This is a genomic window from Streptomyces sp. NPDC037054 (assembly GCF_055606745.1).
In genome coordinates, this window is record NZ_JBVJSJ010000001.1 from 503,098 (window position 1) to 517,243 (window position 14,146).

General features: G+C 71.9%; 17 protein-coding genes. 12 read left to right on the forward strand and 5 right to left on the reverse strand.

What is annotated here, in order from left to right:
- On the forward strand, positions 1-1,626 hold the full coding sequence (locus ACZ7D7_RS02220) for an N-acyl-D-amino-acid deacylase family protein (RefSeq protein WP_470821620.1): 1,626 nt from the start codon (positions 1-3) through the stop codon (positions 1,624-1,626).
- A gap of 25 nt (positions 1,627-1,651) precedes the next feature.
- On the opposite strand, the gene ACZ7D7_RS02225 is transcribed toward ACZ7D7_RS02220, so the two are convergent.
- The gene (locus ACZ7D7_RS02225; RefSeq protein WP_470821622.1) at positions 1,652-2,374 is read right to left on the reverse strand and encodes a hypothetical protein; all 723 of its coding nucleotides are present in this window, start codon (positions 2,372-2,374) and stop codon (positions 1,652-1,654) included.
- A gap of 126 nt (positions 2,375-2,500) precedes the next feature.
- Here ACZ7D7_RS02225 and ACZ7D7_RS02230 point away from each other — a divergent pair, with 126 nt between their 5' ends.
- The 5 genes from ACZ7D7_RS02230 to ACZ7D7_RS02250 all read left to right on the forward strand — a co-directional run bounded on the left by ACZ7D7_RS02230 (position 2,501) and on the right by ACZ7D7_RS02250 (position 5,345).
- Positions 2,501-3,712 (forward strand): pyridoxal phosphate-dependent aminotransferase, encoded by a 1,212-nt coding sequence (locus ACZ7D7_RS02230; protein WP_470821623.1) that lies wholly within the window; start codon positions 2,501-2,503, stop codon positions 3,710-3,712.
- A gap of 81 nt (positions 3,713-3,793) precedes the next feature.
- Entirely contained in the window at positions 3,794-4,204 is a 411-nt protein-coding gene (locus tag ACZ7D7_RS02235) for an SCO4983 family protein (RefSeq protein WP_470821624.1), read from the forward strand.
- A 135-nt stretch (positions 4,205-4,339) separates the two neighbouring features.
- Positions 4,340-4,564, forward strand: coding sequence for a hypothetical protein (locus ACZ7D7_RS02240; protein ID WP_470821625.1), 225 nt, complete (start codon positions 4,340-4,342; stop codon positions 4,562-4,564).
- Positions 4,561-4,971: a type II toxin-antitoxin system VapC family toxin gene (locus ACZ7D7_RS02245; protein WP_470821627.1), complete on the forward strand. Its 411-nt coding sequence runs from the start codon at positions 4,561-4,563 to the stop codon at positions 4,969-4,971. Before ACZ7D7_RS02240 ends, ACZ7D7_RS02245 begins: the two co-directional genes overlap by 4 nt.
- Positions 4,972-5,003: 32 nt before the next feature.
- Positions 5,004-5,345 carry a helix-turn-helix domain-containing protein gene (locus tag ACZ7D7_RS02250; protein ID WP_470821629.1) on the forward strand — a complete coding sequence of 114 codons (342 nt, stop codon included), beginning with the start codon at positions 5,004-5,006 and terminating at the stop codon, positions 5,343-5,345.
- Between the two features lie 42 nt (positions 5,346-5,387).
- Here the strand turns inward: ACZ7D7_RS02250 and ACZ7D7_RS02255 are convergent, their stop codons facing one another.
- Genes ACZ7D7_RS02255 through ACZ7D7_RS02265 form a run of 3 tightly spaced genes read right to left on the reverse strand, consistent with a single transcriptional unit; the run spans position 5,388 to position 6,998 of the window.
- Positions 5,388-5,882, reverse strand: coding sequence for a hypothetical protein (locus tag ACZ7D7_RS02255; RefSeq protein ID WP_470821630.1), 495 nt, complete (start codon positions 5,880-5,882; stop codon positions 5,388-5,390).
- A complete protein-coding gene (locus tag ACZ7D7_RS02260) occupies positions 5,879-6,163 on the reverse strand; it encodes a DUF397 domain-containing protein (RefSeq protein WP_470821632.1) in 285 nt (94 codons plus the stop codon). Before ACZ7D7_RS02260 ends, ACZ7D7_RS02255 begins: the two co-directional genes overlap by 4 nt.
- Positions 6,144-6,998: a helix-turn-helix domain-containing protein gene (locus ACZ7D7_RS02265; RefSeq protein WP_470821634.1), complete on the reverse strand. Its 855-nt coding sequence runs from the start codon at positions 6,996-6,998 to the stop codon at positions 6,144-6,146. Before ACZ7D7_RS02265 ends, ACZ7D7_RS02260 begins: the two co-directional genes overlap by 20 nt.
- 177 nt (positions 6,999-7,175) lie before the next feature.
- Between ACZ7D7_RS02265 and ACZ7D7_RS02270 the strand changes: the two genes are divergently transcribed.
- Positions 7,176-7,379 carry a hypothetical protein gene (locus ACZ7D7_RS02270; protein ID WP_470821636.1) on the forward strand — a complete coding sequence of 68 codons (204 nt, stop codon included), beginning with the start codon at positions 7,176-7,178 and terminating at the stop codon, positions 7,377-7,379.
- Entirely contained in the window at positions 7,379-7,801 is a 423-nt protein-coding gene (locus tag ACZ7D7_RS02275; protein WP_470822424.1) for an ATP-binding protein, read from the forward strand. The genes ACZ7D7_RS02270 and ACZ7D7_RS02275 overlap by 1 nt, the downstream gene beginning before the upstream one ends.
- A gap of 61 nt (positions 7,802-7,862) precedes the next feature.
- On the opposite strand, the gene ACZ7D7_RS02280 is transcribed toward ACZ7D7_RS02275, so the two are convergent.
- Entirely contained in the window at positions 7,863-9,353 is a 1,491-nt protein-coding gene (locus ACZ7D7_RS02280; protein ID WP_470821638.1) for an AAA family ATPase, read from the reverse strand.
- Between the two features lie 197 nt (positions 9,354-9,550).
- Between ACZ7D7_RS02280 and ACZ7D7_RS02285 the strand changes: the two genes are divergently transcribed.
- Genes ACZ7D7_RS02285 through ACZ7D7_RS02300 form a run of 4 tightly spaced genes read left to right on the forward strand, consistent with a single transcriptional unit; the run spans position 9,551 to position 13,960 of the window.
- Positions 9,551-10,636, forward strand: a complete 1,086-nt coding sequence (locus ACZ7D7_RS02285) for a hypothetical protein (protein WP_470821640.1) — start codon at positions 9,551-9,553, stop codon at positions 10,634-10,636.
- 15 nt (positions 10,637-10,651) lie between these two features.
- Positions 10,652-11,830 (forward strand): toxic anion resistance protein, encoded by a 1,179-nt coding sequence (locus ACZ7D7_RS02290; RefSeq protein WP_470821641.1) that lies wholly within the window; start codon positions 10,652-10,654, stop codon positions 11,828-11,830.
- On the forward strand, positions 11,827-13,374 hold the full coding sequence (locus ACZ7D7_RS02295; RefSeq protein ID WP_470821642.1) for a substrate-binding and vWA domain-containing protein: 1,548 nt from the start codon (positions 11,827-11,829) through the stop codon (positions 13,372-13,374). Before ACZ7D7_RS02290 ends, ACZ7D7_RS02295 begins: the two co-directional genes overlap by 4 nt.
- The gene (locus ACZ7D7_RS02300; RefSeq protein WP_470821644.1) at positions 13,361-13,960 is read left to right on the forward strand and encodes a hypothetical protein; all 600 of its coding nucleotides are present in this window, start codon (positions 13,361-13,363) and stop codon (positions 13,958-13,960) included. The genes ACZ7D7_RS02295 and ACZ7D7_RS02300 overlap by 14 nt, the downstream gene beginning before the upstream one ends.
- The last annotated feature ends 186 nt before the right edge of the window (positions 13,961-14,146 follow it).

Below are 14,146 nucleotides of genomic sequence, written 5' to 3' on the forward strand. Positions count from 1 at the left end.
ATGGAGGACCTGGTCATCCGGGACGCGGACGTCGTGGACGGCACGGGCGGCCCGTCGTACCGCGCCGATGTCGTCGTGGACGGCGGCAGGATCGTGTCGATCGTGCGGGAGGCGGCGGCAGCGGGCTGCCAACGGCCGCGCGCGACGCGGGAACTGGACGCGGAGGGCCTGGTCCTGGCGCCGGGCTTCGTGGACATGCACGCGCACAGCGACCTGGCGCTGCTGCGCGACCCCGACCACAGCGCGAAGGTCGCGCAGGGCGTCACGCTGGAGGTGATCGGCCAGGACGGCCTGTCGTACGCGCCGGTGGACGACCGCACGCTCGGCGAGGTGCGCCGCGCGATCGCCGGCTGGAACGGCCACGGCGACGACGTCGACTTCGACTGGCGGTCGGTGGGCGAGTACCTGGACCGCCTCGACCGGGGCGTCGACGGGCGGGGCATCGCGGTCAACGCGGCGTACCTGGTGCCGCAGGGCACGGTCCGCGCGCTGGCGGTCGGCTGGGAGGACCGGGAGGCGACCCCGGCCGAGCTGGACCGCATGCGGCGGTTGGTGGCGGAGGGCCTGGAGCAGGGCGCGGTCGGCATGTCGTCGGGGCTGACGTACACGCCGGGCATGTACGCCAAGGACGCCGAACTGACGGAGCTGTGCCGGGTGGTGGCGGCGTTCGGCGGCTACTACTGCCCCCACCACCGCAGTTACGGCGCGGGCGCGCTGGAGGCGTACCGGGAGATGGTGACGCTGACGGGCGAGGCGGGCTGCGCGCTGCACCTGGCCCACGCGACGATGAACTTCGGCGTGAACGAGGGCCGGGCGCCCGAACTGCTGGCCCTGCTGGACGAGGCGCTCGCGGCGGGCGCCGACATCACCCTGGACACCTACCCCTACACGCCGGGCTGCACGACGCTGGTGGCGATCCTGCCGAGCTGGGCGAGCGAGGGCGGCCCGGAGCAGATCCTGCGCCGCCTGGCCGACGACGAGACCGCCGAACGGATCCGCCACCACCTGGAGGAGGTCGGCTCGGACGGCTGCCACGGCGTGCCGGTGGAGTGGGAGACGATCGAGATCTCGGGCGTGGGCGACCCGGCCCTGACGGAGTACGTCGGCCGTACGGTGGCCCGGTCGGCGGCGGACCGGGGCGAGACGCCGTGGCGGGTGGCGCGCCGCCTGCTGCTCACGGACCGGCTGGCCCCGACGATCCTCCAGCACGTCGGCCACGAGGAGAACGTCCGGACGATCATGCGGCACCGGGTCCACACGGGCGGCTCGGACGGCATCCTCCAGGGCGCGAAGCCGCACCCCCGGGCGTACGGCACGTTTCCGCACTATCTCGGCCGGTACGTACGGGAGTTGGGGGTGCTGTCGCTGGAGGAGTGCGTGGCGCACCTGACCGGCCGCCCGGCCGCCCGGCTGCGCCTGCCGGACCGGGGCCTGGTCCGCGAGGGCCACGCGGCCGACCTGGTCCTCTTCGACCCGGCGACGGTGGCGGCGGGCGCCACGTTCGAGAACCCGCGCGTGCTCCCGACGGGCATCCCCCACGTCCTGGTCAACGGCCGGTTCGCCGTCGAGAACGGCAGGCGCACGGACGTACTGGCGGGGCGGGCGGTACGCAGAACACCGGCGTGAGCCGGCGGGGTGGGCCGCGGGCCCGCTACTTGGGGCCCCTGCCGCCGCCCTTGCCCGGTTTGCCGTCGGCGGCGTGGGGGCCGCCCGGGGCGGCGCTCGTGGGGGCCGGGGCGGGGGTCGTCGCCGCGCCGGGGGACGGGCTCGCGGACGCCGGTCCCGAGCCGGTGTCCGACGCGCTCGCGTCCGGGGACGCCGAGGCTCCCGGGCCCGTGCCGCCGCCGCCCGCCGACGCCGTGGGCTCCGCGTCGGCCGACGCGCCGGCCTCCGCCTCCGACCCGTCCCCCGGCTCCGTCACGGTCGGCTTCGGCCGGTCGTCCTTGCCCTCCGCGCCGCCCGAGGAGCCCTCGGAGCCACCGAAGGAGAAGCCCGCGATCAGCGCCGCCGCGGACACCGCGCCCAGCGCACCGGCGGCGACGGCCACCCGCCGCGAGCGCCACGGGCTCGGCTTCCGGCGCGCGCCCCGGCGGGCGCCGGCCGCCCGGGGGCCCGGCTCCGGCACCGGCGTGGGCACCGACACCGGCGGAAGCGTCCGCGTCTCGTCGTACTCGTTCTGCCAGCCGTGGGCCGTCGCCGGATCGGCGTACTCGTCGTAGGCCGGTGGAGGTGCCGCCGGTGGGACGTACACGTTCGGGGGAGCCGGCGGCTCACCGCCGGCCCCGTGCGCACCCTGGACGTCCGGCACGCCGGGGTCGCCGTACGCCGGAGTCGCACCGTACGGCCCGTTTTCGTACTGCGGTGGCCTGGACATGGCCGCGCATTGTAGGGACGGGAGGGGCTCCTGGGACAGCGGACGGCGATAACCGCCCAAACCGCCGCGTCTCACGTGGCGGAAAACACGACCCGGGCGGCGTTACCGGGCCGTAAGCTCCCAGACATGCAGGTGATCCAGTCGACCAAGCTCGCCAACGTCTGTTACGAGATCCGGGGCCCGGTGCTCGAGGAGGCGATGCGGCTGGAAGCTGCCGGTCACCGCATCCTCAAGCTCAACACGGGCAACCCGGCCGCGTTCGGCTTCGAGTGCCCGCCCGAGATCCTGGAGGACATCCTCCGCAACGTGTCCTCCGCGCACGGCTACGGCGACGCGAAGGGCCTCCTGGCCGCGCGCCGGGCCGTCGTCATGCACAACCAGACCCTCGGCATCGAGACGGACGTCGAGCACGTCTTCGTCGGCAACGGCGTCTCCGAGCTGATCGTCATGGCGATGCAGGGCCTGCTCGACGACGGCGACGAGGTGCTCGTACCGGCGCCGGACTACCCCCTGTGGACGGCGGCCGTCTCGCTCTCCGGCGGCACGGCCGTGCACTACCGCTGCGACGAGCAGTCCGACTGGATGCCCGACCTCGCGGACGTGGAGCGGAAGGTCACCGACCGCACCAAGGCGATCGTCGTCATCAACCCGAACAACCCGACGGGCGCCGTCTACGACGAGACGGTCCTCAAGGGCCTGACCGACATCGCCCGCCGCCACAACCTGCTGGTCTGCTCCGACGAGATCTACGACAAGATCCTCTACGACGGCGCCACGCACACGCCCACCGCGAAGATCGCCCCGGACCTGCTGACCCTGACCTTCAACGGCATGTCGAAGGCGTACCGGGTGGCCGGCTACCGCGTCGGCTGGATGTCGATCTCCGGCCCGCGCGCGCACGCCGACTCCTACATCGAGGGTCTGACGATCCTGGCGAACATGCGGCTGTGCGCGAACATGCCGGGCCAGCACGGCGTGGTCGCCGCGCTCAGCGGACGCCAGACGATCAACGACCTCGTGCTGCCGGGCGGGCGCCTGAAGGAGCAGCTGGACGTCGCGTACGAGCTGCTGACGCAGATCCCGGGCGTGACCTGCGTACGGCCGAAGGGCGCGCTGTACCTCTTCCCGCGCCTCGACCCCAAGGTGTTCAAGATCAAGGACGACCGGCGGATGGTCCTGGACCTGCTGCGCCGCGAGAAGATCATGGTCGTCCAGGGCACCGGCTTCAACTGGCCCGAGCCGGACCACTTCCGGGTGGTGACCCTGCCCGCGGTCACGGACCTGCGGGACGCGATGGGCCGCATCGGCCGCTTCCTGGACGGCTACAGCCAGCCCTGACGCCGCATCCTGGGGTCCCGGACAACTTTAGACGAAATCTAAGCTAGGATGGTTTCCTGTTGGAGTTCAGGAGGCCGTCCCATGTACGAACCGATCCGCACCAAGTCGGTCCACAGCACGACGGCCGGCACCGACTTCCCGCACCGGTCCCGTGAGGAGGAGCTGGACATCCAGCTCGCGGGCCACCTCGCGGCGCTGCTCGCGGTCACCGACGAGCTGCGCGCCCTGGCCCCCTCCACCGATCTGGACGCCGCGGCCGAGCGGCTCGCCGCGCAGGTGACCCGGCTGCGGGGCGGTCGTCCGCCGGCCCGCGCGTCGGCGCACGCGCCCGCGTCCCAGGCCCTCGCCCTGCACCGGCGGGCCCACACCCTGGCCGGACGCGCCCTCGTCGTCGCCGCCTCGCGCGCCGACACGGCGGCCGCCATCCTGTCCGCCGAGCGCATGGACGCCCACGCCGCGGCCCTGGAGCCGCGCGAACTCGCGTCCCGCTGAGCCCTGGGCTCGCCCCCTTGACGGCCCCGGTCCGCGTGCACCCGCAGCGACGCGCGGACCGGGCGCCACGAACCCGCACTCAGCGCACCGGCAAGACCCGGACCGAGTGGCTTCAGGGGTCGTAGACTGACTGATATGACCGTTCGCGACGAAGCGCACCGCCTGCTGGACACTCTGCCGGAGGACCGGCTGATGGACGCCATAGAGCTACTGCGCGGGTGGGCCGAGGCGGAACACGACGAGCGCCCTCGTCGGCGCTTCCGCACGACCGCTTCCTTCGACGGCGACCCCGACCTCGGGACGCGAGCCAAGGACATCGTGCGTGAGACCTGGGACGGTCAGGAGCGACGCAGCGCGTGATCGTCATCGACACTGGCCCCGTCGTCGCGGCCGCCAACCGCAAGGATGATCAGCACGCCGCTTGTGTGCGCCTACTGGAGAACCACCCGGGTCCGCTGCTACTGCCGTCACCGCTCGTGGCGGAGATCGGCTACATGCTCTCCAGCCGGGCAGGCGTGAAGGCCGAGGCCGACTTCCTGCGTGATGTGGCTGACCGCGTGTACGACCTGGTCCCAGTCACCCCTTCCGAAGCCGCACGCGCCGCCGACCTGGTGGAACGGTATGCAGACCTTCCCCTGGGAACGGCAGACGCGTTCGTCGTGGCCGTGGCGGAGAAGTTCCGCGCGGTCGAAATCGCGACGCTGGACCGCCGCCACTTCAGCGTCGTCCGTCCCAGCCACGCGCCCGCGTTCACCCTGCTCCCGTAGCAAGCCCAGCTTCACGAGGGAGAGGTGGAGCGATGAGCCACAGCCGTTGGAAGAGCCTGCGGGAACGGAAGATCGCACAGGGTTTCACCGAGCCCGAAGAAGTGTCGGAGGCGCGGCGCGCGATCCGGCTGTCCGTGGCACTGGCCAAAACCGTGTACGACCGGCGGACGGAACTCGGCCTCACCCAGACCGAGGTGGCCGACCGCGCCGGCCTCACTCAGGCCAAGATCTCCCGGATCGAAGGTTCCGACACCGTCCCCACGCTGCCGCTTCTCGCAAAGCTGGCAAAGGCGCTGGACGCGAAGTTGAACATCGCCCTGGACGACGACGACACCCACGTGACCTTCACCGCCCACGACACCGACGCGGCCTGAGGGGCGCGACGCCGCGGCCCGCCGGCCGTCGTGCGGGCGGGTTCAAAGGGACATCCAGCAGTAGAGCCGCTCGTCGGCGTCCCGGGCCCGCGCGGCGAGCCGGAAGAGATCCTCGGCGAGCGGCTGCACGCTCCCGGCGTCGGCTCCCTGAAGCTCCTCCGCCTCCACCCACCGGGCGACGACCGCGGAGACGTCGGAGTCGGCCACCCCGGCCAGCGTGTCCCGTACCGGGGACGGCAGTTCCGACACCCACGGGCCGGTCGCCCAGGGATCGTCCTCACTCTCGGGACCCTGCGGCCCCGGCGCCGGGGAGGTCGGCCACACGGTCGCCCCGTCCGCCAGGTCCACGCTCCACTCGGTCCGGCGGACGGCGGCGACGAGCTGCCCCAGCACCACAGCCGGATCCACGCCCTTCGCCTCGACCCCTTCGAACGGCGGCGGGTCCACGAAGAGCGGCGAACCGCCGTCCGTCTCCTCCAACACCCGCACCACCGCCTCGGCGTTCGGCGCGCGGAAGTAGTCGGTGAGAACGCTCATCCCTCGCCCTTGAGGGACGCGACGAAGGACGTCCACGCCGGGGCCGTGACGGTGAGGACCGGCCCGTGGGGGACCTTGGAGTCACGGACGGGGACGACGGCGGCGTGGGCGTCACAGACCTCGACGCAGTTGCCGCCGTCGCCGTTGCTGTACGAACTCTTTCGCCAGCGGGCGGCGCCGGGGAAGGCCTCGGCCACCTCGACACAGTCACCGCCAGTGCCATTGCTGTAGCTGCTCTTGCGCCAGGTGGCAGTACTGAAGTCACTCACGCTGCTTGCCATTTCGTACATCCTCAGCCGTTTGTTGGATCATGGCGAGGGACGCCTCCGGTGGCAGTGCGGCGGCCCTGAGCAGATCGTACGACCGGCGGTACTCCTCCACGAGAGCCAGATCCTCGATGGTGTCCCCGCTGTGCTGCGACTCCAGATAGACCAGTGGCGGAGCATCCGGGAAGGTCATGATCTTGGCCATTCCCATCATGAGAGGGTGCGGCCCGCAGTTCCACGGAAGGATCTGGGGAACGATTCGGCGACGGCTCGCCAGTGCGGCGATGCGCTCCAACTGCTCGGCCATCTGCTCCGAGGGAAGGACCGGCTGCCGCAAGAGCACCTCGGGCAGGATCACCCAGTACATCGGCGTCTTGTGGTTGTCCTCGAAGAGGCGGGCCCGTGCCAGGCGCGCGCTGACCTTCTCCTCCACCTCCTCGTCTTGAGCCAGCGGCATGGCTGCCCGAACGAGCGCTCGTGCGTAGGCGTCTGTCTGGAGCAGCCCGGGGATCAGGGTCGGACACCACTCCTCGATGGACTTGGCGTGCTTCTCCGCCTCCAGCACCCGCTCGAAATACCGCGCGTGCCCCCGGCGTTTGGCACGCCGCACGTCCTCGCAACGACGCCGGAAGAAGCCGTCCGTGCCCAGCACCTTGTCCACGTGGTCGGCCAGATCGGCCGGCATCCGCCGCGTTCCGCGTTCGATCTCGCTGAGGTGGCTCGGGCCGTAGAAGCTGCCCTCGACCAACTGCTGGAGTGTCAGCCCCGCTTCCTCGCGTTTCCAGCGCAGCTCGTTGCCGTAGAAGGTGGGGACGCCCGTCGAGCCATCGATGTCCTTGCGCTGACCCATCGTTCACCGTCCTTGGTGTGCCGTTACCGTCCGCTCCCCGGCGTTCCCCGGACCCTGCCAACTGCCGGACCGCATATGTGCAGTTCAGGACCGGGATGCCGAATGGCTGCCACGCTACGCGGACCGGCGACACAGTGTGAGGGTTCGTCACACAGAGCACCGGAAGGCGTGATCCCCATGCACAGGTCCACCGAAGCCGACGTCTGCGCCGAGGAGTTGCGGGCGGCGCTCGCCGCGCACGGCATCACCCTGCCGTCCCTGGGCGTCGACCTCCCGACGTTCGCCTCCGGCTGCCCGGCCCGGACGCTGATCGCGCTCGGCAACTGCAATCTCGTCACGGCCCGGGCGCTGACCGCCGCGCTCCGCAAGGGGGCCGCGTGATGCGCCCGACGCTGACGCTCGAACTGCTCGCGGCACCGGCCGAGGTGTCCGGCGTACGCCGCGCCCTGCGGGAGTACGGCGCCGACGTGCAGCTCTGCGCGAGTGAGCTGGTGACGAACGTGATCCGGCACCTCGGTGAGGGAGTGCCGGTGATCGTCCGGGTGTCGTGCGACAACGACGGTCGTACGCGTCTGGAGGTCACCGACCCCGACCCGCGCGCGCTGCCCGTGCTGCGGGCGGCCGTGGACCCCGACGAGGAGTCGGGTCGAGGGCTCGCGCTGCTGGACGCCCTGGCACTGAAGTGGGGCGTGACACACGGTCCGCCGGGCGCCGGAAAGACCGTGTGGTGCGAGTTGGGCGCGGCGGCGTCGGAGGACAGTTCCGTCCCGAACCGCGGGGAGGAATCAGCGGTACCTGCCTGAACAGCCGTCACACGCGGGGACACCGACGCTGCCGTTGGTGCCCCGAGGGGGCCGATCGAGTTCAGGAACCGTGGTACAGCCGCTCCAGGTCGACGAGGATCACCTCACCCCGCTGCTCGGCCGCGCGCAGGTCCGGATCGAAGCCTGCGCCGCTGTAGCAGGCGGGTCGCGCGTGGCTGGTGTCCACGCCTCGTGACTTCAGCAGGTCCAGGATGCGGCGCAGACGCTGGAGGTGTCCGAGGTTCATGACCTTGTGCCACTTGGCCTCGCCGACGGACAGCAGGATGCCCTGGTCCTGGCCGATCGCTCCGTGCACCACGACATCGGCCTCGAGGGATGTCCGGCTCACCGGGTCGGCGACCGTCCCGGCGGCGACCTGGATCGGCATGCCCCCGAAGGTCGTGGGGTCCGCGTGCCACTCGACCCACTCGCGGCACAGCCGTTCGAAGTGCGGGCCCACGACCTTGCTGAGGAACGTGGGCCTGCTGTGCTGCCACATCGTGGCCGCTCCCCTGCGACGGCTCAGCAGGGCGGTCTCGGGGCGTACAACGGCATGGTGGAAGGTGATCAGCGGTTCGGCGACGTGATAAGTGGTGCGGTTGGCGCGGAAGGCGTCGGGCTCCGCGGTCAGCAGGCCGCAGTTCCTCAGGACGGTCAGCGGGAGTGAGATGTCCGTGGCCTTGCGGCCCACTGCGCTCGCGATGCCGCCGCTGGTTCGGTTGCCGCCGGCCACCGCGGCCAGGACCGAGTGGTACAAGGATCGGTTGCGCAGGTCGGGCTCGGCGGCCAGCAGGAAGGGCGCCTCACCGTGGATCGGGCGTGCGGGGTTGAGTACGGTCCGGCAGACCCAGGCATCGAAGTCGTCGGGCCCGTCGGGGACGTCGTCGTCTACGAACTCGCGCCGGTACGCGGGAGTTCCCCCGACGATCGCGTGCACGAGGACGGCCAGCCGCGGATCCCGGATGCCCCAGAACTCGGCGGCCTCGCGGTAGCCGAGTGAGTGGACCACGAGGTCGAGGCCCGCCCGGCCGTAGAGCGGGGAGGCGCCGGCCAGCAGCCCGCCCATGAACGACATCGCGCTGCCGCACAGCAGAATCCGGGGGCGCTCGGTGCGGTGGCGCTCAGAGCGCACTCCGATGGCGGCCTGCAACTGGGAGGGGAGAGCGGGGGCGTTCCGCACCAGGTAGGGAAACTCGTCGATCACCACGGGCAGCGGCCGGTCCTTCGCGAGCCCGAAGAGAAGTTCCAGCGCCTGGTCCCAGTTCGCCGGCCTGGGCGGGACGGTGGCGCCGGTGAAGCGCGCGACCGCATCGCCCAGCAGGTGCAGGGACTCGGCGGCCGACGCCTCGACCGCCGCGTAGTAGAAGCCCTCGGTGGCGTCCGCCAGCGCCTGGAGCAGGAAACTCTTGCCCTGCCGACGACGGCCCGAGACCACGCCGAGCCTCGGTCCCGCGCCGTCATTCGTCGCGAAGGCGGTCAGCTCGCTCCATTCCCACTCCCGGTCGAACATGTCCGGTGGTCTCGGCAGGCTGCGCCGTGCGGGCCGGGCCATGATTCCTCCGCGCTCTCTGAGAGGGCCTTAGAGACGTACTTCTTAGAAGTACATCTCTAAGAACGACCCGTAGCTTCATCCGTTACGCCGAACGCCACACGGAACGGCCGGTTCCCGTTGCATACCGGTATGGCCCGGACACCCCCCGTTCACCAGCCCCGCCGAGGAACGTTGGGTTCCGGCGGGATGCTCCCGGCGTGAGAAGGATTCTGGGAATCGTCCTCGCCGTGCTGCTCATCGGTGGCGTGGCGGCCGCCGTCGTCGTGGGCCGGGACAGCGGGGAGACGGGCACGGCAACGAAGACCGTGCGCATGGTGATCGGATCGGAGAAGGCGGAGTTCTTCGCCGATCCCGACGTGGTGGAGGCCCTCGCCGCCAAGGGCTACACCGTGGAGGCCGAGACCTCCGGGTCCTGGGCCATGGAAGGGCTGGACCTGGAGGGGTACGACCTGGCGTTTCCGTCCAGCCGTGCGCCCGCCGCCGAGCTGGCCGAGAAGTACCGGGTCCGCGGGATGCTCCCGCGTCCGTTCTACTCGCCGCTCGTCGTGGTGTCCCGGCGCGGGGCCGCTCAGGTGCTGGCCGCGAACGGGCTGGCCGAGCTGAACAAGGATCAGCCGGGCACGCTGAAGATGGCGGCCTACCTCGACGCCGCCGAGCGGGACCGCACCTGGCAGCAGCTCAAGGGGGCCGACGAGTACGGGGAGCTGACCGGCACCCTCTTCATCTCCAGCACCGACCCGGAGAGCTCCAACTCCGGCGCCCTGTACCTGGCCGCCGCGTCCTACGTCGCCAACGGCGGCAAGGTGGTGGCGAGCGAGGCGGACATCGACCGGACCGCTCCCCTGATGCGCAAGCTGACCAGCGTCCAGGGCGCCCAGCAGACGGGGACGGACGCGGCGTTCCGGGACTTCGTCAGCGGCGTCGGCAACCCGCTCGTCCTCGTCTACGAGTCCCAGGTGGCCGCGCTCCTCGACGAGCAGCAGAACGCGGACGACCTCGTCGTCCTCTACCCGGACACCACGGTCAACAGTGACCACACCGTCGTGCCGCTCACCGACAACGGCCGGGAGCTGGCCGAACTCCTGGGCGAGGACCCGGCGTTGCGCAAGCTGGCCGTGCGGCACGGCTTCCGTCCGCAGGGCGACATGGCGGAGTTCGCGGCCTCCGCCGTGGGCCGCACCGCCTATCTCAAGCAGCGACTGACCGGCGTCCGCCAGGCGCCCGTGCCCACCTCCGCGGTGCTGCGCGAACTGGCGCGACGGGCGCACGGCCAGAGCGAATAAGGGGGACAGCAGCAGATGAGCAGCAGCACCGACGGCGATTTCGTCCTCACGCCGCCCGAGGCCGTCGCGCCCGTGCCGCGGGAGAAGGCCGGGGGCCTCGTGCCCGTCGACGACGCCGTGCGCGCCGACATGGCGGCCAGGGCCGCCGCGTACGTGGAGGGCCTGGCCGCCCTCGACGCCCGCTCACCCGAGTTCGCGGGCAAGGTGGGCGAGATCACCGCGCTGGGCGGCGGCGAGATGCGCACCGCCACCGCGCAGTCCAACCGCATGCTGGAGCGCACGGTCCGGAGCCTGCCCGACAAGGGCGGCGACGCGCGGTCCAAGGTGGCGGGGTCCCTCGTCGAACTGCGGCGCGTGGTCGAGTACCTGGACCCGCGGGACCTGCCGGCCGGCAAGGGCCGCAAGCTCCTGTCCCGGCTGCCCGGCGGCAACAAACTGCGCGACCACGTCGCCAAGTACGCCTCCGCACAGGGCACCCTGAACCGGATCGTGGGCTCCCTGCGCGGCGGTCAGGACGAACTGCGCCGCGACAACGCCGCGTTGCAGACGGAACGCGTCCGGCTGTGGGAGACGATGGGCAAGCTCCAGGAGTACGTCGTGCTGACGGAGGCCCTGGACACGGCCGTGGAGCAGCACATCGCCCGCGTCGAGGCGGCCGACCCCGCCCAGGCGGACTCGCTCCGCGCCGATGTCCTCTTCCCCGTCCGGCAGAAGCACCAGGACCTGCTGACCCAGCTCGCCGTGTGCGCACAGGGCTACCTCGCCATGGACGTCGTACGCCGCAACAACGAGGAGCTGATCAAGGGCGTGGACCGGGCGGCCACGACCACCGTGTCGGCGCTGCGGATCTCCGTGATGCTGGCGTCCGCGCTGGACCACCAGAAGAAGGTGGTCGAGCAGGTCAACGCCTTGCGCGGCACCACGGAGGAGCTGATCCGGGGCAACGCGGAGATGCTGGCGACGCAGAGCGGGGAGAGCCGGCGCATCGCCGCCGACCCGGCGGTGGGGGCGGAGACGCTGCGCTCGGCGTTCCAGGAGATCTACCGCACCCTCGACGCCATCGACACCTACAAGGCGCGGGCGACGGAGGCGATGGCGGTCACGGTGGAGAACCTGAGCTCCGAACTGCGGCACGCCAGTGGCTACTTGGAGCGCAGCCGGGCGCAGGGCGCGCTGGAAGGCGGTCTCGGATGAGACGACGGCCCCTGATCGCGCTGCTCACCGCCGCCGCGGCCCTGCTGACCGCGTGCACCGCCGACTCCGACGCCGGGGAGGACACGGACCCGTACGCCGCCCGGCCGGGCACCCTGCGCGTGCTGGCCTCCAGTGAACTCAGTGACATGACACCGGTGTTCGAGCGGATCGAGAAGGACACCGGGGTCACGCTCCGGCCGACGTACCTCGGCACGCTCGACGCCGTGGACATGCTGGCCACGGGGAAGACGGACGGCAGGTACGACGCCGTGTGGCTGTCCTCCAACGACTATCTGCGGCTGCGCCCGGAGGCGGCCCGGAAGGTCGTCTCGGAGACGCCGGTGATGACGAGCCCCGTCGCCATCGGCGTCAGGACGACCACCGTGGAGCGGCTGGGCTGGAAGCCGGAGGAGGTCACCTGGTCCGCGATCGAGCGGGCGGTGCGGGACGGCGACCTCACCTACGGCATGACCGACCCGACGCGCTCCAACTCCGGTTTCTCCACCCTGATCTCCGTGGCCTCGGCGCTCTCGGGGGCACAGTCCGCGCTCACCGACGCGGACGTGACGAAGGCGACGCCGCGGCTGAAGGAGTTCTTCCGGGGGCAGAAGCTGACCTCGGGTTCGTCGGGCTGGCTGGCGGGCGCGTACGACCGCCGCGGTGACGTGGACGCGCTCCTCAACTACGAGTCCGTCCTCAAGGGGGTCAAGGGCCTGACCGTGATCCGTCCGAAGGACGGGGTGGTCACCGCCGACTATCCGCTGTCCTCGCTCGCCTCGGCCGACGCGGCCACCCGCGAGGACGTGCGCCGGGTCACCGCGGCCCTGCGCTCGGACGCCGTCCAGCGGCTGATCACCGACCGCACGCTGCGCCGCCCGGTCGTCGCCTCGGTGCCGCCCGCGGCCGGCCTCGACCCGGGACGGCGCCGCGAGCTGCCCTTCCCCGGCAGCCGTTCCGTCGCCGACGGGCTGCTCGACTCCTACGACAACGAGCTGCGCCGCCCGTCGCGGACCGTGTACGTCCTGGACACCTCGGGCTCGATGGAGGGCGACCGCCTGGCTCGCCTGAAGTCCGCCCTCACCGGCCTGACCAGCGACTTCCGCGCGCGCGAGGAGGTGACGCTGATGCCGTTCGGCTCGGAGGTCAAGAGCGTGCGGACGCACGTCGTCGACCCCGCCGACCCGCGGTCCGGGATGGACGCCATCAGGAGGGACACCGAGGCACTGACCGCCGAGGGCGACACCGCGGTCTACACCTCGCTGGAGAAGGCGTACGACCATCTGGGAGCGGACGAGGACACGTTCACGTCGATCGTGCTGATGACGGACGGCGAGAACACCGCGGGCGCCGAGGCGGACGACTTCGACGCCTTCTACGCGGGGCTCGACCCCGGCCGGCGCCGCACGCCCGTCTTCCCGATCCTCTTCGGCGACTCGGACCGGTCCGAGCTGGAGCACATCGCCGAGCTGACCGGCGGCCGTCTCTTCGACGCCCGGAAGGGTTCGCTGGACGGGGCCTTCGAGGAGATCCGTGGCTATCAGTAGATACCTGGAGTCCCGCAAGAACATCACCGGCAGCGCCTGCGGGCTCGCCGGGCTCGCGCTGACGTTCACCGGGGTGGCGGGCCCGTACTGGCCGGTCGTGGTCGCCGGGCTGTACGGCGCGGGCGCGCTGATCGCCCCGCCGGAGCGGCCCGCGCCGCCCGACTTCCCCGATCCGTCGGCCCAGCTGGACGAGGTGCGCACCGACTACGACAAGCTGGGCGGATATCTGGCGGAGGTGGAGCTGTCCCCGGCGGTGGAGGGCCGGCTCACCGAGCTGACGGACCTGCTGACCGCGCTGCTGGACCCGCGCTGGGCCACCGAACTGCTCGCCGACCCGGAGGGTTTGCACACCCTGTCGCGGACCGTGCGGCAGGACCTGCCCGAGGCCGTGGACAGTTACGTACGGGCGCGGTGGTGGACGCGGCTGACGCCGGGCCAGGAGCCGCCGGAGCGGCAGCTGGAGCGGCAGCTCGGCCTGCTGCGGCGGGAGGCCGAGTTGCTCGCGGCGGGCCTGCGCGACACGGAGGCCCGCCGTCAGGAGTCCCACACCCGGTATCTGGAGGACCGGGGCGGGCTCGGCGCGTGACGGAAAGGCCGAGCGCCCTGGTCGGCGGGACACGCCGTCCGGAGCGCTCGGTCACCCATCGGCACGTTCGTGAGAGCCCGCGGGGCGGGCCGGGCCGGTGGGGGCGGGGCGGGCCGGTCTCCGCCGGGTCCGTCGGGGCGGACGGGGGCGGTGGCCGGGCCGGAACCTCGCACGCCGTTGTGCGGG

Coding starts and splice junctions, on each gene's coding strand:
- ACZ7D7_RS02220 (WP_470821620.1), top strand. CDS start 1: ATGGAGGACCTGGTCATCCGGGACGCGGACGTCGTGGACGGCACGGGC.
- ACZ7D7_RS02225 (WP_470821622.1), bottom strand. CDS start 2,374: ATGTCCAGGCCACCGCAGTACGAAAACGGGCCGTACGGTGCGACTCCG.
- ACZ7D7_RS02230 (WP_470821623.1), top strand. CDS start 2,501: ATGCAGGTGATCCAGTCGACCAAGCTCGCCAACGTCTGTTACGAGATC.
- ACZ7D7_RS02235 (WP_470821624.1), top strand. CDS start 3,794: ATGTACGAACCGATCCGCACCAAGTCGGTCCACAGCACGACGGCCGGC.
- ACZ7D7_RS02240 (WP_470821625.1), top strand. CDS start 4,340: ATGACCGTTCGCGACGAAGCGCACCGCCTGCTGGACACTCTGCCGGAG.
- ACZ7D7_RS02250 (WP_470821629.1), top strand. CDS start 5,004: ATGAGCCACAGCCGTTGGAAGAGCCTGCGGGAACGGAAGATCGCACAG.
- ACZ7D7_RS02255 (WP_470821630.1), bottom strand. CDS start 5,882: ATGAGCGTTCTCACCGACTACTTCCGCGCGCCGAACGCCGAGGCGGTG.
- ACZ7D7_RS02260 (WP_470821632.1), bottom strand. CDS start 6,163: ATGGCAAGCAGCGTGAGTGACTTCAGTACTGCCACCTGGCGCAAGAGC.
- ACZ7D7_RS02265 (WP_470821634.1), bottom strand. CDS start 6,998: ATGGGTCAGCGCAAGGACATCGATGGCTCGACGGGCGTCCCCACCTTC.
- ACZ7D7_RS02270 (WP_470821636.1), top strand. CDS start 7,176: ATGCACAGGTCCACCGAAGCCGACGTCTGCGCCGAGGAGTTGCGGGCG.
- ACZ7D7_RS02275 (WP_470822424.1), top strand. CDS start 7,379: ATGCGCCCGACGCTGACGCTCGAACTGCTCGCGGCACCGGCCGAGGTG.
- ACZ7D7_RS02280 (WP_470821638.1), bottom strand. CDS start 9,353: ATGGCCCGGCCCGCACGGCGCAGCCTGCCGAGACCACCGGACATGTTC.
- ACZ7D7_RS02290 (WP_470821641.1), top strand. CDS start 10,652: ATGAGCAGCAGCACCGACGGCGATTTCGTCCTCACGCCGCCCGAGGCC.
- ACZ7D7_RS02295 (WP_470821642.1), top strand. CDS start 11,827: ATGAGACGACGGCCCCTGATCGCGCTGCTCACCGCCGCCGCGGCCCTG.